General features: G+C 73.4%; 16 protein-coding genes. 13 read left to right on the top strand and 3 right to left on the bottom strand.

The features are described 5' to 3' along the window. Positions 1-135 precede the first annotated feature (135 nt). The 5 genes from ACPXB1_RS17870 (at position 136) to ACPXB1_RS17890 (ending at position 4,669) form a co-directional block, all read left to right on the top strand. Complete coding sequence (locus ACPXB1_RS17870; RefSeq protein ID WP_355594972.1) at positions 136-1,962, top strand: SpoIIE family protein phosphatase; 1,827 nt, start codon at positions 136-138, stop codon at positions 1,960-1,962. After that, complete coding sequence (locus ACPXB1_RS17875) at positions 1,959-3,008, top strand: cobalamin B12-binding domain-containing protein (protein WP_355594970.1); 1,050 nt, start codon at positions 1,959-1,961, stop codon at positions 3,006-3,008. The genes ACPXB1_RS17870 and ACPXB1_RS17875 overlap by 4 nt, the downstream gene beginning before the upstream one ends. A gap of 116 nt (positions 3,009-3,124) precedes the next feature. Further along, entirely contained in the window at positions 3,125-3,472 is a 348-nt protein-coding gene (locus tag ACPXB1_RS17880) for an STAS domain-containing protein (protein ID WP_053657804.1), read from the top strand. A 69-nt stretch (positions 3,473-3,541) separates the two neighbouring features. Then, positions 3,542-3,985: a response regulator gene (locus ACPXB1_RS17885; protein ID WP_053657802.1), complete on the top strand. Its 444-nt coding sequence runs from the start codon at positions 3,542-3,544 to the stop codon at positions 3,983-3,985. Between the two features lie 156 nt (positions 3,986-4,141). After that, positions 4,142-4,669, top strand: a complete 528-nt coding sequence (locus tag ACPXB1_RS17890) for an ATPase (RefSeq protein ID WP_355594967.1) — start codon at positions 4,142-4,144, stop codon at positions 4,667-4,669. A gap of 21 nt (positions 4,670-4,690) precedes the next feature. On the opposite strand, the gene ACPXB1_RS17895 is transcribed toward ACPXB1_RS17890, so the two are convergent. From ACPXB1_RS17895 to ACPXB1_RS17905, 3 genes are all read right to left on the bottom strand, one after another. Then, positions 4,691-5,539, bottom strand: a complete 849-nt coding sequence (locus ACPXB1_RS17895; protein ID WP_355594966.1) for a hypothetical protein — start codon at positions 5,537-5,539, stop codon at positions 4,691-4,693. Positions 5,540-5,822: 283 nt separating this feature from the next. Beyond that, complete coding sequence (locus tag ACPXB1_RS17900; RefSeq protein WP_355594964.1) at positions 5,823-6,248, bottom strand: OsmC family protein; 426 nt, start codon at positions 6,246-6,248, stop codon at positions 5,823-5,825. 69 nt (positions 6,249-6,317) lie between these two features. Continuing rightward, positions 6,318-7,259, bottom strand: a complete 942-nt coding sequence (locus ACPXB1_RS17905; protein ID WP_355594962.1) for a serine/threonine-protein kinase — start codon at positions 7,257-7,259, stop codon at positions 6,318-6,320. A 157-nt stretch (positions 7,260-7,416) separates the two neighbouring features. Here ACPXB1_RS17905 and ACPXB1_RS17910 point away from each other — a divergent pair, with 157 nt between their 5' ends. The 8 genes from ACPXB1_RS17910 (at position 7,417) to ACPXB1_RS17945 (ending at position 17,489) form a co-directional block, all read left to right on the top strand. After that, positions 7,417-7,668 (top strand): hypothetical protein, encoded by a 252-nt coding sequence (locus tag ACPXB1_RS17910; protein WP_355594960.1) that lies wholly within the window; start codon positions 7,417-7,419, stop codon positions 7,666-7,668. A 103-nt stretch (positions 7,669-7,771) separates the two neighbouring features. After that, the gene (locus tag ACPXB1_RS17915; RefSeq protein WP_355594958.1) at positions 7,772-8,518 is read left to right on the top strand and encodes a response regulator transcription factor; all 747 of its coding nucleotides are present in this window, start codon (positions 7,772-7,774) and stop codon (positions 8,516-8,518) included. Further along, a complete protein-coding gene (locus ACPXB1_RS17920) occupies positions 8,496-10,001 on the top strand; it encodes a sensor histidine kinase (RefSeq protein WP_355632245.1) in 1,506 nt (501 codons plus the stop codon). The genes ACPXB1_RS17915 and ACPXB1_RS17920 overlap by 23 nt, the downstream gene beginning before the upstream one ends. A 45-nt stretch (positions 10,002-10,046) precedes the next feature. Continuing rightward, complete coding sequence (locus ACPXB1_RS17925; protein ID WP_425735542.1) at positions 10,047-12,365, top strand: ArnT family glycosyltransferase; 2,319 nt, start codon at positions 10,047-10,049, stop codon at positions 12,363-12,365. Beyond that, positions 12,362-13,588, top strand: a complete 1,227-nt coding sequence (locus ACPXB1_RS17930) for a glycosyltransferase (protein ID WP_425735543.1) — start codon at positions 12,362-12,364, stop codon at positions 13,586-13,588. The genes ACPXB1_RS17925 and ACPXB1_RS17930 overlap by 4 nt, the downstream gene beginning before the upstream one ends. A gap of 164 nt (positions 13,589-13,752) precedes the next feature. Next, entirely contained in the window at positions 13,753-13,902 is a 150-nt protein-coding gene (locus ACPXB1_RS17935; RefSeq protein WP_192902051.1) for a hypothetical protein, read from the top strand. A gap of 16 nt (positions 13,903-13,918) precedes the next feature. After that, positions 13,919-15,346, top strand: a complete 1,428-nt coding sequence (locus tag ACPXB1_RS17940; protein WP_425735544.1) for a methyltransferase — start codon at positions 13,919-13,921, stop codon at positions 15,344-15,346. Further along, positions 15,339-17,489, top strand: coding sequence for a sulfatase-like hydrolase/transferase (locus tag ACPXB1_RS17945; RefSeq protein ID WP_425735545.1), 2,151 nt, complete (start codon positions 15,339-15,341; stop codon positions 17,487-17,489). Before ACPXB1_RS17940 ends, ACPXB1_RS17945 begins: the two co-directional genes overlap by 8 nt. Positions 17,490-17,718 lie beyond the last annotated feature (229 nt).

The raw sequence follows: 17,718 nt of genomic DNA on the forward strand, positions 1-17,718 counted from the left end.
CGCGACGGAGGGCCCGCGAGCTGCCGTGGGATGCCGCTCAGGACGGATCGGCGTAGGGTGGGTCGAACAGATTTGACCACAGACGCCGGTGCCGAGGCGCGGTTCGGGTGGATGACAAGGAGTGAGGCTCAGCTGGTGACTGCTTCCGACGTCAGGGACTTCGACCCGGGCGACGGACGGATCTCCACGCCGAGCACCACACAGACTCCGGCGTGGCCCGCCGACGTCCAGCCCTGGTCCACCTCCACGCTGCCGGCGCTCGCCCCCGACCGGGGTCAGGGCACGCCCGCCTGGTCGGAGGTCGTCGAGCATTTCCGCGAGGGCCTCGTGGTCTGTGACGCCGAGGGCGTCGTCCGACATGTCAGCCCGGTGGCCGAACGCCTGCTGCCCGAGGTGGTGCCCGGCGAGCCGCTCGCCTCGGCCGGTGTGCCGGGGCTGGGCGAGACGGCCCCGAGCGGTTTCACCCACCGCGGTCGCCGGCTCAGCGCCCGGCAGGTGCCCCTGTCCGCCGGCCGGTGCTGCTGGTACGTCGAGGACGTCACCGAGAGCGTCAGCCGCGCCGACGCCCTGCTGGCCGAGCGCGCCCGCTCCGCCTTCCTGGCAGTGGTCGGCGACAAGCTGGGCAACCCGCTGCACCCCGACCGGGCCGCCGCCGCCGTGGTGCGGCTGGCCGTGCCGACCCTCGCCGAGGTGTCGGTACTGGTGCTGGCGCCGCGCGCCGGGCGGGCACGCTGGTGGCGGGCGTCCCGTGCCGACGACGAGGCGCCGATCGTCGACAGCGGCATGTTGTCCGAAAGTGATCTACCAACAGCCATCGCCGACGGGCTGACCGGCGTCGAGCCGCATGCCGTCGACTGGCTCGTGGAGCAGGCCGTCGACGCCGGATGGCTTCCCGGCCTGGCGGGCGTCGACAGCGCGGCCCGGGTCGTCCCGGTGCCAGGTAGGGACGCCCCGGCCGGTGTGCTGCTTGTCGCCCGCCGGGCCAGCCGCTGGTACGACGAGGACGACGTCCACCTGTTGCGTGCCTTCGCGGCGCGGTCCGGCGCGGCGTTGACCACCGCGCTTCTCTACCGCGACCAGGCGGAGGTGGCCGACACCCTGCAGGCCAGCCTGCTGCCCGTGGAGCCCGCCGAGGTTCCGGGCGTGCAGTGGGGCACCGCCTACCGGCCGGCGCAGGCGGGGTTGCGGATCGGCGGCGACTTCTACGGGTCGCACCGGCTCACCGACGGTGGTTCGGTGTTCTTCCTCGGCGACGTCTCCGGCAAGGGCGTCGAGGCGGCCGTCTTCACCGGCCAGCTCCGTCAGTGCCTCCAGGCGCTGCACCGGGTGGAGTCGCATCCGGGGCGGCTGCTGCGGCTGCTCAACGACGCGCTGCTGGAGACGACCCAGGCGCACGGCCAGGGCCGTTTCGCCACAATCGTGCTCGGGGTGGCGCGGCCGCAGCGCGACGGGAGCGTCACCCTGACCATGGCCGGGGGTGGGCACCTGCCGCCGCTGGTGCTGCGCGCCTCCGGCGAGGTCGAGTCGGTGCCGCTGCGCGGCATGCTGATCGGTGTGGTGCCCGACCCACGCGTCGGCGAGGTGACCGTCCGGCTGGCGCCGGGCGAGACGTGCCTTCTCTACAGCGACGGCGTGACCGAGGCCCGTGGTGGCCGCCGGGGCGACGAGCAGTTCGGTACGGAACGGCTGACCGCCGCCGTGACCGGGTGCCACCGGATGCCGGCACCCGCCCTGGCCGAGCGCATCGAGCAGGTCACGTGTGACTGGCTGGCACACGGCGACCACGACGACATCGCGGTCCTGGCGCTGCGCGCTGTCGGCGCTGGTCCGCGCGCCGCACGGCACCTGCACTCGGTCCCGACGCCCGAAGAGCCCGCCGAGCCGGCCGAGCGGCCGACCGGGCCCGAAGAGCCCGCCGAGCGGCCCACCGGGCCCGAACAGCAGAGGGAGAGCCCTGCGTGACCGCGCCCGCCGCCACCACCGATCCGACCGACGCCTACCCGGGCTACCTGACCTGCCTCGCCGACGCCGACGAGCATGCCGCTGTCGACGTGGCACTCGGCCTGCTCGACGCGGGTGTCGCGCCCGAGCGGGTGCTGCTCGACCTTGTGGCGCCGGCCCAGTCCGAGGTCGGCGAGCGGTGGGCGCGCAACGAGTGGAGCGTCGCCCAGGAGCACGCGGCCACGCACATCAGCGAGCGGGTCGTGGCGGCAGTGGCCCGGCACGCCAACCCCCGGCCGACCGGCGGGCGGGTCGTGGTGGCCTGCATGGACGGTGAGTGGCACGCGCTGCCGCCCCGGCTGGTGGCGGAGGTGCTGCGGCTGCGCGGCTGGCAGGTGACGTTCCTCGGCGCCAGCGTGCCGGCGGCGCACCTGGTGTCGTATCTGCACCGGCACGACGCGCAGGCGGTCGCGCTTGCCTGCGCGCTGCCGATGCGGTTGCCGCACGCGCACCGGATGATCGAGGCGTGCCGGCGCTCGGACGTACCGGTGGTGGTCGGCGGGCGTGGGTTCGGCGCGGACGGCCGGTGGGCGGCCCGACTCGGCGCGGCCTGGGCGCCGAACGCGCCGGCGGCATCGGAGCTGATCGCCGACGAGCGGGCGTTGCGGCGGGTACCTGCGGCGCAGCTGTCGCACCTGGCCGACGACGAGTACGCGAGCCTGGTCCGCCGGCGGGGGGAGCTGATCGACAGCGCGCTCACCGATCTGCGGGACCGGATGCCGGCGGCGCTGTCGTACACGCCCGCGCAGCTCGACTCGACGATCAGCGACCTGGGGCACATCGTGGACTCCCTGGCCGCCGCCCTGTACGTCGACGACGCCTCGCTCTTCACCGAGTTCGTTCAGTGGCTTGTGGAGATCCTGACCAGCCGCGGCGTGCCCGCCGACGCGGTGGACCTGACGCTTGCGCACTACGCCAGCGCGTTGCGTGACTTCCCCAGGGCGGCGCGCACGCTGCGGCTGAGCCGCGCCGGCTTGCCGACCGCAGGCCCGGGCGCCGTGCGTTGACGGCACGCTCCCGGGACGTCCCGGGTGATCACCGCGCCCTCGGTGACGTCCGTGCCTCTGCGTATACTTGCCGCACTGCAAACGTCCCACCCAGCGGTGGAGCGAGGGGGAGCACGGTGACGTTCAGCGTCAGCTACGCCGGGCGTGAGGGCGGTGGCGTCTACCTGCGGCTCGCCGGTGAGCTGGACATGAGCACCGCCGGCGAGCTGACCGCGACGATCGACCGTCTGGCCGCCGACGGCGAACGCCGGATGTTGCTCGACCTCACCGACCTGACCTTCTGTGACTCCACGGGGATGGCTGTGTTCGTTCGTGGTGACAACCGGGCCGCGGCCGACGGCGGGTGGCTGCGCCTCACCGGCGCCACCGGCCGTGTCGACCGGGTGCTGCGGGTGACGGGTCTGGCAGAGGTGCTGCGATATCAGCCCGACAGCGTCGACCCGGCGTCCCGCAGCGCTTCCTGATGGGCTAGATTTCCCCGCCGGCGCGATGAGCGTTTCGGTCCCGTTCCTCCCGACCCGAGGCAGGTAGTGATGGGCGACAGCCCGCAGCCGGTACGCATCCTGGTCGTCGACGACGACCCGGGTGACGTACTGATGATCGAGGAAGCGTTGGCCGACTCCGACGTTGACAAGGTCATCGACGTGGTCAGCGACGGCGAGGAGGCGATGGAGTTCCTCCGGGCCGAAGGCCGGCACAGCGGTGCCCGCAGGCCGGACGTCATCCTGCTGGACCTCAACATGCCCCGCATGGACGGGCGTCAGGTGCTCGGCGCGGTCAAGCAGGACGAGGATCTGCGGACCATCCCGGTCGTGGTGCTAACCACCTCCAACGCCGACACCGACATCGTCGGGAGCTACACGTTGCAGGCCAACGCGTACGTCACCAAGCCCATCGACCTGGACGACTTCAACGATGTGGTGCGCCGCATCGACGAGTTCTTCGGCCGGGTCGTGGTGCTGCCCAAGCGCGTCTGACCCGTCCGGCACCGCCCCCCGCCGTGTGATCGGCCGTCGCCGAATCGCCCCGGCGCTCGCATGCTGAACAATTTCCCCGAACCCCCTCGGTCGTTGTCCGCGCGACCGAGGATCCAGGTGGGGGAAAGTACCGACAGCTGCCTGGGGGGCGACACGATGAGGTTCTCCGTGGGAAAGACCGGCTACGACCAGCGGCAGGTGGATTCCTGCCTGGACGAGCTGGGGATCCGGTTGTCCCGGCTCGCGGCGCGCGTGGAGGGCGCTGCCGGCGCGACCCGTGAGTGGGACGAGATCCGCCAGGAGGTGGCGTGGCTCAACGGCCTGCTCCAGCGGTTGGCCCTGGACGACGCCGAGACCACCCGTCGGGCCGGTGACGCGGTGCGCCAGGAGGCGGCCGAGATCCTGGCCCAGGCCCGCTTCGAGCTGGACGAGGCCCGCGAGGAGGCCCGGAGGGTCCGCGAACAGGCGTACGCGGATGCCGTGCAGGCCCGGCGCGACTTCGAGGCGGCACTGTACGCGCGGCGCCGGCGCGAGGCGCTCGTGGACGAGGTCCTGGCCGGCGTGACTGTCGAGCCGGTGCCCGCAGACACCCCGACGGCGGCGGCGGGTACGGGCGTACCGGCGAGCCGGGTGGCGGCCGGTGGGCGCGACGCGGAGCCACCGACGGGCCGTACGACGCGCTGAGGCGCTCGTGTGCGGCGGGGCTCAGACGGTGAGCGCCGCCGCCACGGCGGTGGCGCGATCCTCGTGCCGGGCGTACGCGTCGGGGTAGGCGGAGATCTGCACGGCCTGGGCTGCGGCGGTGACGCTCATGTCCTGCCAGCCCGGGATCTCGCTGAGCGCTGTGTAGAAGGCCCGGGCGGCGTACGACGGGCGCATCAGCTCGGCGACGGTGCCCCAGCCGCTGCTGGGTCGCTGCTGGAAGAGCCCCACCGAGTCGTGGTCGGAGCCGCTGCCCTGGTGCGGGTAGCGCGTGGACTCCGGCAGCACGTCGCTTGCCAGGTTGTAGAGGTTGCTCTCCTGCATGGCGGTCGCCAGCGCCACCACGAGGGCGCGGCGGGGCATCTTCAGCTCCTGACCCACGTCCACGATGATCTTCGCGTTGTCCATCTGCGCCTGGTCGAGCCCGGCTACCGGTCGGGGACGGCGGGGCTTGACGGGCTTCTTGGGCGCCTTGCGGGTTGCGGTGGGGGTGGGTGTCGGCGACGCCGAGGGGGTGGGCAGGACCCGCGCCGGGGCGACGTCGCGGTCCAGCGACCGGGAGGCGCGTTCGTCGGCGATGGCGGCGCGGTCGGTGAGAGCCTCGGCCAGGGGCTGCACGGGCCCTGGAGTGTCCTCGGTGGCGCGGACGGTGGCGACGGCGGCCAGGCCGAGGCAGCAGGTGACGCCGGTGGCCAGGGCGACCCGGACCGGGGTCGAGCTGAGCAGGGCGCGGCGGGGCGGCTCGGGGGCCCGGTGACGGCCGATCGTCCGTTCGGTTGATGTGGCGTCGCTCGTACGGGTGGTCGAGCGCGCTTCGGTCAGCTTCTGGTCGGAGGGGTCGTCGGGGTGCACCCGCCGAGGCTAGAGAGTCAGCGGCCCGATGCGATCGGTCCGTACGGTGGCATGCGCCACAATTTGCCCCGATCGCGTGGGGCAGAGCGGATACAGAGCCATCAAAAGCGCCATCAGGGTGGATCGGGCGAGACGGTTATTCCCGATTCGACGGGAGGCTCTGGGCATCTGGTGGCGCCCGCGCCTGGGCGTCGGTCCACCCGCCGTGGTCACCCATTCGTCGGTGCATCGGGTGACCGAACGGCGGGTGCTCGCCGTCGACTGACCGACCGTGCGTGTGGCTTCAGTGCCGGCCGTTCTCCGCAGGTGTGACGGTCAGCCGGTGCCGGCTGCTGTCGCCGCTGGAGAACGGCCAGAGCCGGTCGGCGTACTCGACAAGGTCGGCCAGTTGCTCCCGGCTCAGGCCTGCCGACGAGATCGAGGCGTGCACGTCGGCCCGGTAGAGGCCGTCGTCGTCGCGCCCCAGCTTCGCCTCCGCCCGCACCTGGACCGTGTGCGCCTCGTCGGTGATCTCCCCGGCCGCCTCCACCGCCGCGTGGTGCAGGCAGGACGCGAACGCGGCGGCCAGCAACTGCTCCGGCCGCAACCCGGTGCAGTGCGCCGCCAGTGGTGACGCCAGCGCGGTGGAGAGCCCACCATCGTCGGTGCGTACGTGGCCGCCCTCGGCGGTCGCGGTGGCCTCCTGAAGCCAGGGACTCGGATCCGGCATCGCGTTCCTCCCGTCGCTCACCCGCCGGCTACCCGGCCCTGGGCTGGCGAAACGCCCTGCGACCCGCTGTCAGTCGGCCCGCGCCGACCCGTCGACAAGCGACAGCGCCTCGGTGGCCTCGGTGGCGGCCCGCTCGGTCCACGGCGACGTCGGAGCGGGCCGGCGTGGCGTGGGCAGCCCCATCGGCACGTACACCCGGGCGTCGACGGCCTCGGCCAGCAGCAGCGCGGCGACGAGGCTTGTCGGACGCCGTGCCGGATCGTCGGCCAGCAAGGACCGGCACAGCTCGCCCACCTCCGCCGGGAGCCCGTCGATCTCGGGCAGCGGCTCGGGTGGCCGGGACCGGCGCGCGCTGAGCAGCTCCCAGGCGGTGCTCGCCCGGTACGGCAGGTGGCCGGTGAGGCAGTAGTAGAGGAGCACACCGAGGGCGTACATGTCGGCCGCCGGAGTGGCCGGCGCGCCGTCGAGCTGCTCGGGCGCCAGGTACGCAGGAGTGCCAAGCAGCATCCCGTCCGGCAACGGATCAGACGTGCCTGCCGGTGTGGCGATGCCGAAGTCGAGCACCTTCACCCCGGCGGGGGTGAGGACGACGTTCGCCGGCTTCACGTCGCGGTGCACGATGCCGCTGGCGTGCGCCGCCGCCAGGGCCGCAGCGACCTCCGCGCAGACACGTACCGCGATGCTCCAGTCCAGCGGGCCGGACCGCAGGTGCGCGGCGAGCGTCTCGCCCTCGGCCAACTCCATGACGATGTAGGGCAACTCGCGGCCGGGCAGCGTCGGTGAGGTGCCGAAGTCGTGCACGCTCGCCACGTTCGGATGCACCAGCCGGGCCGCGTTGCGGGCCTCGGTGCGGATCCGGTCGACGGTGTCGTGCTGGCCGTCCCGGCCGGGGGAGATCAGCTTCACGGCGACCGGCCGGTCCAGCACGCGGTCGTGGGCTCGCCACACCTCGGACATCCCGCCCACCCCGATGCGCTGCTCGAGCCGGTACCGCCCGTCCAGCGTGCGCATCGACCGCTCCTCACCTTCGCCCCGCCCACTGCGGGGGCCTCCGGTTCGGTACCCGGGCTCCGAGCTGGGCAAACCGCAGGGTCGCCCGATCCCGCCCTGGGCGGCGGATGGGTGCGGTAGCTTGCGAGCCAGGGCTGGCCGCACCGAGCGTGCCGGCGTGCTCACGAGGGGCGTCGTGATGGGCGAGGTCACCGTACGCTTCGTCGGCGGTCCCGGGGACGGCCTGCTGCGTGAGTTGCCCGCCGGCCCGGACGGCGCTCCGCCCCAGCGGTGGATCATGCGGCACCCCGACGGCACCGGCCCGACACAGCCCGGCCCCGACCACCTTTACGAGCGCGACCAGCCGGACGGGCTGGGCGGCTGGAGCATGCGGTACGTGCGTACCGACGCCTACGGGGTTTCCCAGTGACCCCACGCCGGAGGTGACCGGTGGCGTCGGTGCACTCCGATCGCACAGCCGGCACACAGCCGGGGCAGAGGCACGGCACAGCCCGCGCGCCCACGATGGGGGCATGATCATGGATGGGCAGGGCGCGCCGACCCGGATCGAGTTGCGCCGCCCCGACGGCGAACCGGTGCGGGTGCTTGTGGTCGACGACGAGGCGACGCTCACCGACCTGCTGTCGATGGCGCTGCGCTACGAGGGCTGGCAGGTGCGTACCGCCGGCAACGGCATGGCGGCGTTGAGCGCGGCCCGGCAGTTCCAGCCGGACGCCGTGGTGCTCGACGTGATGCTTCCCGACCTGGACGGCTTCCAGGTGCTGCGCGGGCTGCGCGAGCACGCGCCGACCGTGCCGGTGCTGTTCCTGACCGCCCGGGACGCTGTCGAGGAGCGCATCGCCGGGTTGACAGTGGGTGGCGACGACTACGTCACCAAACCGTTCAGCCTGGAGGAGGTGATCGCCCGGCTGCGCGCGCTGCTGCGCCGCTCCGGCTTCGCGGTCGCCGCCCGGGAGGACGCCGTGCTGACCGTCGGTGACCTCAGCCTCGACGAGGACAGCCACGAGGTCCGTCGCGGCGGCCAGCTGATCACCCTCACCGCCACCGAGTTCGAGCTGCTGCGCTACCTCATGCGCAACCCCCGCCGGGTGCTCAGCAAGGCGCAGATCCTCGACCGCGTGTGGAACTACGACTTCGGTGGCCAAGCCAACGTGGTGGAGCTGTACATCTCGTACCTGCGGAAGAAGATCGACGCCGGCCGAGCGCCGATGATCCACACGTTGCGCGGCGCGGGCTATGTCCTCAAACCCGCCGAGTGACCGCCGCCCGCCCCGGGCCGCCCGCCGCTGGCTGGCCGGCCGGTCACTGCGTACCCGGCTGGTTCTCGCACTGGTCCTGCTCTTCGCAGTGGTAAGCGTCGCCACCGGCGGGCTGACCACTGTCGCGTTGCGGCACTTCCTGATCGAACGGCTCGACGACCAGTTGGCCCCCGCCACGGCCATGCGCGACGAGCGACCCGGCCGCCCGACCTTTCCGGGCCGTGGACCGGCCGTCCCGCCCGGTTCGCCCGCCGGCACTGTGGTCGCCGAGATCACCGACGGCCGTGTGACGAGCGCGTCGGCCCTCACCAACAGCCCGTCCAGCGAGCAGCCGTTCCCCGACGAGCAGGTCGTCGAGGTCGACGAGGTCGCCGTACTGGCCGAGCTGCCGGTCGGCGCCGCGCCACGCACCGTCGACCTGGGCGAGCGCGGCGACTACCGGGCCGTGGCCCGGCAGTTCCGCGACGGCAGGGTACGCGCTGTCGCCATCCCCCTCTCCGGCGTCCAGGAGACCGTCTGGTGGATGGTCGCCGCGCAGGCAGGGGTCGCCGTCGCCGGGCTGCTCGTCGCCGGTGCCGCCGGTGCCGTGATCGTGCGGGCCGCGCTGCGACCGCTGAACCGGGTGGCCGCCACCGCCACCCGGGTCACCGAGCTGCCGCTGGACCGGGGTGAGGTCGCGCTCGCGGTCCGGGTCCCGGCCGGCGACACCGACCCGCGTACCGAGGTCGGGCAGGTCGGCGCGGCGCTCAACCGGATGCTGGGCCACGTCGCCGACGCGCTCGCCGCACGGCAGGCCAGCGAGACCCGGGTACGCCAGTTCGTCGCCGACGCCAGCCACGAGCTGCGTACCCCCCTCGCGGCGATCCGGGGGTACGCCGAGGTGGCCCGACGCGGTCGCGACGAGGTACCACCCGACGTGGCGCACGCGCTGCGGCGCGTCGAGTCGGAGAGCACCCGGATGACGACCCTCGTCGACGACCTGCTGCTGCTGGCCCGCCTCGACACCGGCCGGCCGCTCGCGTCCGAACCGGTGGACCTGTCCGCCCTGGTGGTCGACGCGGTGAGCGACGCCCACGTGGCCGGCCCCGAGCACCGCTGGCAGCTTGACCTGCCGGAGGTGGAGATCCAGGTCCCCGGCGACGCGGCACGCCTTCACCAGGTGGTGGCGAACCTGCTGGCCAACGCGCGCGTGCACACCCCGCCCGGCACTACCGTCACCACCACGCTGGCCGTCGAGGGTGACAGCGCCGTGCTCACCGTCGCCGACGACGGGCCGGGCGTGCCGGCGGAGCTGCAACCGGAGATGTTCGAACGGTTCGCCCGTGGCGACAGCTCACGGTCCCGCGCGCACGGCAGCACCGGGCTCGGCCTGGCGATCGTGGCGGCGGTGGTGGAGGCCCACCACGGCTCGGTGGCGGTCGAGAGTCGACCCGGCCGGACCGTGTTCACCGTCCGTCTGCCGAATCCCACAGCTGGCGCATAGGCGGCGCACGGGGTCGGAACAGGACAGCGGTCGAGGGTGGTGCTCATGGACCGAACCGACACCGCGCCGACCACACCCGCCGAGCCAACGCCGACGGATCCACCGCCGGCGGCCACGCCCGCCGAGGAGCCCGCGCCGCCGCGTACGCCCGGCTGGACCCGAGCCGCACTGGTGGTCCTGCTCCTGGGCACCGGCCTGCTCTACATCTGGGGCCTGGGCGCCTCCGGTTGGGCCAACTCGTTCTACGCGGCGGCAGTGCAGGCCGGCTCGGTGAGCGGGAAGGCGTTCTTCTACGGCTCGTCGGATGCCGCCAACTCGATCACCGTCGACAAGACGCCGGCATCGCTGTGGTTGATGGCCCTGTCGGTACGGATCTTCGGGCTGAACAGTTGGGCGATGCTCGTCCCGCAGGCCCTCTGCGGGGTCGCCTCCGTCGGCGTGCTGTACGCGACGGTGAAGCGCTGGTACGGACCGGTCGCCGGCCTGATCGCCGGCCTGGTCCTCGCGCTCACCCCGGTGGCGACGCTGATGTTCCGGTTCAACAACCCCGACGCGCTGCTCGTCCTGCTGCTGGTCGGCGGGGCGTACGCCACGGTCCGTGCTCTGGAGACGGCAAGCACCCGGTGGATAGTGCTGGCCGGCGCGCTCGTCGGCTTCGGCTTCCTCACCAAGATGCTCCAGGCGTTCCTGGTCGTGCCGGTCTTCGCCGGGGTGTACCTGCTGGCCGCGCCGACCGGGCTGTGGCGGCGGGTCCGCCAACTGCTGCTGGCCGGCGTCGCGGTAGTGGTGTCCGCCGGCTGGTGGGTGGCCATCGTCGAGCTGACCCCGGCAAGCGCCCGGCCGTACATCGGCGGGTCGCAGGGCAACAGCATCCTGGAGCTGACCCTCGGCTACAACGGCATCGGCCGGATCACCGGCGACGAGGTGGGCAGCGTCGGCGACGGCCGGATGGGCGGCGGCGGTGGCCCGTTCTCGGGGCAGACCGGCCTGCTGCGGATGTTCGACGCCGAGATCGGCGGCCAGGTCTCCTGGCTGCTGCCGGCAGCGCTGATCCTGCTGGTCGCCGGGCTGCTGGCGGCCGGGCGGGCCGCGCGTACCGACCGCACCCGGGCCGGACTGCTGCTCTGGGGCGGGTGGCTGCTGGTCACCGGCCTGATCTTCAGCTTCATGTCCGGGATCTTCCACGCGTACTACACGGTGGCGCTCGCCCCGGCCGTCGGCGCGCTTGTCGGCATCGGCGGCACAGTGCTCTGGCGGCAGCGCCGGCCGCTGCCCGCATCCGCCACCGGCGGGGAGCCCGCTGTCGGCCCGCAGCCGGGCGACACACCGGCGGTCGGATCGATGTGGCAGCGGTGGCGTCCGCTGGCCGCCACGGCAACACTCGCCGGCACGCTGGCGGTCACCGCCTGGTGGGCGTGGGTGCTGCTCGGGCGCAGTCCCGACTGGTATCCGTGGCTGCGCACCGCCGTACTCGTCGCCGGCCTGGCCGGCGCGGCCGGGATCCTGCTGGCCAGCCGGCTGCCCCGGTGGCTGGTGCCGGTGGTCCTGGGTGTCGGCGCGGCGGCGGCTCTGGCGGGTCCGGCGGCGTACGCGCTCCAGACCGCCGCGACCCCGCACGGCGGCTCGATCCCGAGTGCCGGCCCGTCCGTGGCGGGCGGCTTCGGCCGCGGCGGCTTCCCCGGCGGGCAACCCCCGGGCGGCATGCAGCGCCCCGACGGCGGCCAGATGCCCGGCGCCCAGCGTCCCGACGGCGGCCAGATGCCCGGCGCCCAGCGCCCCGATGGCGGCCAGATGCCCGGTGGTCAGCGTCCCGACGGCGGCCAGAGCCCGGAGGGCGGCCAGAACAACGGCCAGGCGCCGAGCTTTCCGGGCGGCGGTGCCCCCGGTGGTCAGGCGCCCGGTGGTCAGGCTCCCGGCTTCCCGGGCGGTGGGCGCGACGGCGGTCAGGTGCCCCCCGGCGGCAGGCAGGGTCCTGCGGCCGGTGGCGGGATGGGCGGGCTGCTCAACGCCCGCGAGCCCAGCGCCGCCCTGCGCGAGCTGCTGGAACGGGACAGCGCGTCGTACACCTGGGCGGCGGCCACCATCGGTTCCAACAACGCCTCCGGCTACCAGTTGGCCACCGGCGACCCGGTGATGGCGATCGGCGGGTTCAACGGCAGTGACCCGTCGCCGACGCTCGCGCAGTTCCAGCGGTACGTCGCCGACGGGAAGATCCACTACTTCCTGGGTGCTGGCGGCTTCCGGGCCAACGGCGGCAGCTCCGCGTCGCAGGAGATCGCCGCCTGGGTCGCGGAGAGCTTCACGGCGCAGACCGTCGACGGTGTCACCGTCTACGACCTGAGCACTCCCAAGGCGGCGTCGTGACAGCGCCCAGCGGCCACCGTGCCGCCATCCAGGCCCGGCCGGGCACCGCCGCCGTGTTGGACGTGGTGATCCCGGTCTACAACGAGGAGACCGACCTCGGGCCGTGCGTACGCCTGTTGCACGCACACCTGAGCGAGCACTTCCCGTACCCGTTCCAGATCACCATCGCCGACAACGCGAGCGTGGACGACACATTGCAGGTCGCCGACGGTCTCGCCGGTGAGCTGCCCGGCGTCGAGGTGCTGCACCTGGACGCCAAGGGGCGGGGCCGGGCGCTGTCCGCCGCCTGGACGGCGTCGTCGGCGCCGGTGCTCGCGTACATGGATGTGGACCTGTCGACCGACCTGGCGGCGCTGCTGCCGCTTGTCGCGCCGCTCATCTCCGGCCACTCCGACCTGGCGATCGGCACCCGGCTGGCGCGAACCTCCCGGGTGGTACGCGGCACCAAGCGGGAGATCATCTCGCGGGCGTACAACCTGCTGCTGCGCGGGGCGCTGTTCGCGCGGTTCTCCGACGCGCAGTGCGGGTTCAAGGCGATCCGCGCCGACGTCGCCGGTGAGCTGCTGCCCCTGGTGCGCGACACCGGGTGGTTCTTCGACACCGAGTTGCTGGTGCTCGCCCAGCGGGCCGGACTGCGCATCCACGAGGTGCCTGTGGACTGGGTCGACGACCCGGACAGCCGCGTCGACATCGTCGCCACCGCCGTGGCGGACCTGCGGGGGATGGGCCGGCTGGGTCGGGCGCTGCTGACCGGCGCGCTGCCGGTGGCAGAGCTGCGCGCGCAGCTCGGCCGGGCTCCGCTGACCGCACCGCCGGCACGGGTGCCGGTCGGGTTGCCCCGCCAGTTGGCGCGGTTCGCGGCCGTCGGGGTGGCAAGCACGCTCGCGTACCTGCTGCTCTTCGTGGCCACCCGGGGCGCGCTCGGCGCGCAGCCGGCGAACCTGCTGGCGTTGCTGGTGACGGCGGTGGCGAACACGGCCGCGAACCGGCGGTTGACGTTCGGCATCACCGGGCGTCGGCACGCCGGTCGGCACCACGCGCAGGGACTGCTGGCGTTCGCGCTGGGCCTGGCGCTGACAAGCGGCGCGTTGGCGATGCTGCACGTGGCCGTCGCCGCACCCACCCGGACGGTGGAACTGGTCGTGCTGGTGGCCGCGAACCTCGCCGCCACAGTGCTGCGCTTCGTGCTGCTGCGCCTCGGCATGCACCACAGGAGGACCTGATCCCCGATCTCATCCTGTGGTGAGGCTGGGAGTCCGGGGATGCGGCGGTACGTCGGCGGTGATCGGCGTACGGTGGCAGACAAGTCCGGCTTTCTGGGTCAAAAGCCTCACCGCTGCACGCCCGGGACGCCGGTGTCGAGACGGGCGAGGGGAAGGAGCGGTCGGTGAACCATCTGGCCTACCTGGACGCGGGATCCGGCAGCCTTATCGTGCAGGCTGTCGTGGGCGGGGTGGCCGGCGTAGCGGTCGCCGCCAAGCTCTACTGGCGGCGGCTGGTCGACCGGTTCCGCCGGCAACCCACCGATCAGCGCTGACACCGGTCGGGACAACATGACAACCGCACCCACCGGGGTACGCCCCGAGCCAGCCTCCTTCCGCGACCCCGCCAACCGGGTCTTCCACGTCGGCGACGAGGTGCTGCGCGGGCTGGACGCGCAGGCCGCCGAACACTGGCGGACACTCGCGGCCAGCCCGTTCTTTCCCACCCTCGTGGCCGACGGCAAGGTCTGCGCCACCGAGGACGCCCCGCCGGCCCTCGTGCCCGCCGCGGCCGGGAAACCGTGGGCGGCGGTGCTGCGCCACGAGCGGATCCCGTTCGTGTCCCACCCGTACGAGTGGTCGTTCGGGATGCTGCGCGACGCCGCGCTGCTGCACCTGGAGATCCTGCGCACCGCCCTCGCCGACGGCTTCACCACAAAGGACGGCTCCGCGTACAACCTCCAGTGGCGTGGGGCCAAGCCGGTCTTCATCGACATCGGCTCCTTCGAGCCCGTCCGCGACGGCGAACCCTGGGCCGGCTACCGGCAGTTCTGCCAGACCGCGCTCTATCCGCTGCTGCTCACCGCCCACCTCGGCGTGGACTTCCAACCCTGGCTGCGCGCCCAGGTCGACGGCATCGAAGCCGATCAGCTCCGCCCGCTGTTCGGCGGAACCCGCCGGCTGCGCCCCGGCGTCCTCACCCACGTGCACCTGCACGGCGCCATGCAACAGCGCAACGCCGCCGCCAGCACCAGCGACGTCCGCGCCCAACTGCGGGCCGCCGGCTACAGCCGCGAACTGCAAACCGCCACCGTACGCGGCATCGAGAAGCTCGTCCGCAGGCTGGAGCACCGCCCGTCGGGCAGCCACTGGGCGGACTACCGGAGCACCTGCGGCTACTCCGCGCCAGACCGGGTCGCCAAGGAACAGTTCGTGGTCGCCGCGGTGGCCGCCAACCGTCCACGCCTCGTGCTCGACCTGGGCGCCAACGACGGCCGGTACGCCCGACTGGCCGCCGGACACGCCGACTACGTGGTCGCCGTGGAGCAGGACCCGGCAGTGGTCGACGAGCTGTACCGGGCGCTGCGGTCCGAGGGGCAACGCCGGATCCTGCCGCTGGTGGTGGACCTGGCCGACCCGTCGCCCGGCGGCGGCTGGCGGGGCGTCGAGCGCGCCGGTTTCGCCGAACGGGCCTCGGCGGGTGTCGTGCTCGCCCTGGCACTCGTGCACCACCTGGCCATCGGGCGCAACGTTCCGCTGCCCGAGGTCGTCGACTGGCTGGCCGGACTGACCGCCCCAGCGGGAACCGTGGTGGTCGAGTTCATCCACCCGGAGGACCCGATGGCCCAGCGCCTGCTCGCCAACAAGCCCGACGGCCTGTTCCCCGACTACCGTCGGGACACCTTCGAACGGCTCCTGGAAGCCCGGGGACGCGTCACCGAACGGCTGGAACTGCCATCGGGCACCCGCACGCTCTACCGGACGGTGATGGGTGGCTGACCCGGCCGCCCCGCCTGCCCCGGACGCTCCGGACGCTCCGCTTGCCGCGGACACGGACACGGGTACGTCGGCGCAGCGCCGATGGGACCGGGGCTGGCGCGGCGAGGTGGGTCGGCTGCTGGAGGTCACCGCGCTGGTCGGGCTGGTCGTCACCCAGCCGCTGCTGGACGTGCTCGGCCGCAGCCCCGACTTCTTCCTCTTCCACCGTGCCGACCCCGGCCAGATCCTGCTGCTCGTCGCCCTGGTGGCGGTCGTGCCCACGCTGCCCCTGGTGGCGCTCGGAGCGCTCAGTCGACTGGCCGGCCGCACCGCCCGCGCGATCACCCACACCGCGCTCGTGGGGCTGCTGCTGGCCGCCCTCGCCGTGCAGGTGGGCCGGCACACGACGCCACTTCGGGGCGTACCAGTGCTGCTGGTGGCGGTTCTTGCCGGTGCGGCCGGCGCTGCCGCGCACCGACGGTGGCGGGCGCCGGGCCGGGTGCTGCGACTGGCCGCCGCCGGACCGGTGGCCTTCGTGGCGCTGTTCCTGCTCGTCTCGCCCACCTCGGCGGTGGTGCTGCCGCGCAGCGACGGAGGCGCGGCCGGTACGGCGCAGGGCGCGGCCGTGCACCCGCCGGTGGTCATGCTGATCCTCGACGAGCTGCCGCTTGTCAGCCTGCTCGGCGTCGACGGGCGGATCGACGCGCAACGGTTCCCGCACTTCGCCGAACTGGCCGGCGGGTCCACCTGGTACCGCAACGCCACAGGTGTCAGCGGATGGACGCCGAACGCGCTGCCCGCAATGCTCACCGGCCGCTACCCGGCGCGGTCCGTGGCGCCGCACTACTCGCAGTACCCCGACAACATCTTCACGGCCTTCGGCGGCCTCTACGACGTCAAGGCGCAGGAGAGCATCACCCGCCTCTGCCCACCGAGCCGCTGCGAACAGCCGATCACCCCCGATCAAGGGCTCGGCGTGCTGGTCCGGCAGACCGGCAAACTGTTCGGCCAGATCGCCGGGCCGACGGAGAGCGCCGTCGACCCGGAAGACTCCTACCGGGAGCAGACCCGGGCCGAGGCCGGTCTGGACGCCGCCGAACCCGTCCCGGACGACCCGAAGTTCCGCTGGGACAGCCTCGACGACAACCAGCCCGCCCGGTTCACCAGTTTCCTCGCCGGGCTGAAACCCGAACCCCGGCCCACACTGCACTTCCTGCACCTGCTCATGCCGCACTCACCATGGGCGTACCTGCCGTCCGGTGCCCGCTACGACGCCCCGGAGGACCTGCCCAACGACGGCGCCGGCTGGGTCGACCTGGCCCGGCAACGGCACCTCGCCCAGCTCGGCTACACCGACCGGCTGATCGGCGAGACGCTGCGGACGCTGCGCGCCAGCGGCCTCTACGACCAGGCCCTCGTCGTGGTCACCGCCGACCATGGGGTGAGCTTCCGCCCGGGAGCGCAGGGCCGAGGCATGGACGCCATCAAGGCCGCCGCCGGTGAGGTCGCCTGGGTACCCCTGTTCATCAAGGAACCCCGCCAGCAGGCCGGCCGCGTCGACGACCGCAACTGGGAGCACGTCGACCTGCTGCCCACCGTCGCCGACGAGGCCGGCATCCGCCTGCCCCGACGCGTTGACGGCCGCTCCGCCCGGCAGGCGCCCCGCACGGACAGCACGAAACACTTCTACGACCGGCCCGGCGAGCCTGTCACCTTCCCCGGCGGGGTGCCCACCCCACCGCCGCCGCCGGCACCGCACCCTCTCGTCGGCGCCGAGGTACGGGCCGGCCCGGCCGATGGCGGCGCGCGCGGGGCCGATGGGGGTGCCGGCCCGGCGGGTGGCGGCGCGCGCCTGGCCGGCACGGCTGCCGGCACTGCCCGGGTAGCCGGCCTGGCAGCCTTCCAGGCGACCGATCCGGACACCGGCACCCTTCCGGCGCTGGTCTGGGGCGACGTGTCCGACACGGTTCCGGACGGCACCCAACTCGCGGTGGCCGTCAACGGCCGCGTCGGGGCGGTGGTCCCGGTGGTGCCGGCCGACCCCGGAGGACGCCGCTTCGCCGCGCTGCTCACCGACGACCGGCTGTTCCGGGCCGGGGCGAACACGCTTGACCTCTACCAGGTCATGGGGGACGGAACGCTGCGCCGACTCGCGCTGTCCTAGGGCTGTCCCAGCGTTGTCGTCGAGGCTGCGGCACACGGGTCCGGTCCGGGGGTCGTTCCGGGCGCTTCGGGGCGCTTCGGGCCGTCTCGGGGAGCGGGACGGAAGGTTTCCCGGCTGGTGAGTCGGGAATCGGGTGACGCATACCTCACCGCCGAACCACGGCGGGCAGTGTCCCCCGGGCCGCAATTACGGTAGAAGCGAAGGCAATTCAACGTAGATCTGCCGGCGA

The sequence above is a fragment of the Micromonospora sp. DT68 genome (assembly GCF_049847245.1).
GTDB classification, from domain to species: Bacteria; Actinomycetota; Actinomycetes; order Mycobacteriales; family Micromonosporaceae; genus Micromonospora; species Micromonospora profundi.

Bases quoted from the DNA above. Each gene is read 5' to 3' on its own strand.
- ACPXB1_RS17900 (WP_355594964.1), bottom strand. From the start codon at position 6,248: ATGCCGGATCCGAGTCCCTGGCTTCAGGAGGCCACCGCGACCGCCGAG.
- ACPXB1_RS17940 (WP_425735544.1), top strand. From the start codon at position 13,919: ATGACAACCGCACCCACCGGGGTACGCCCCGAGCCAGCCTCCTTCCGC.
- ACPXB1_RS17925 (WP_425735542.1), top strand. From the start codon at position 10,047: ATGGACCGAACCGACACCGCGCCGACCACACCCGCCGAGCCAACGCCG.
- ACPXB1_RS17915 (WP_355594958.1), top strand. From the start codon at position 7,772: ATGATCATGGATGGGCAGGGCGCGCCGACCCGGATCGAGTTGCGCCGC.
- ACPXB1_RS17905 (WP_355594962.1), bottom strand. From the start codon at position 7,259: ATGCGCACGCTGGACGGGCGGTACCGGCTCGAGCAGCGCATCGGGGTG.
- ACPXB1_RS17885 (WP_053657802.1), top strand. From the start codon at position 3,542: ATGGGCGACAGCCCGCAGCCGGTACGCATCCTGGTCGTCGACGACGAC.
- ACPXB1_RS17920 (WP_355632245.1), top strand. From the start codon at position 8,496: ATGTCCTCAAACCCGCCGAGTGACCGCCGCCCGCCCCGGGCCGCCCGC.
- ACPXB1_RS17890 (WP_355594967.1), top strand. From the start codon at position 4,142: ATGAGGTTCTCCGTGGGAAAGACCGGCTACGACCAGCGGCAGGTGGAT.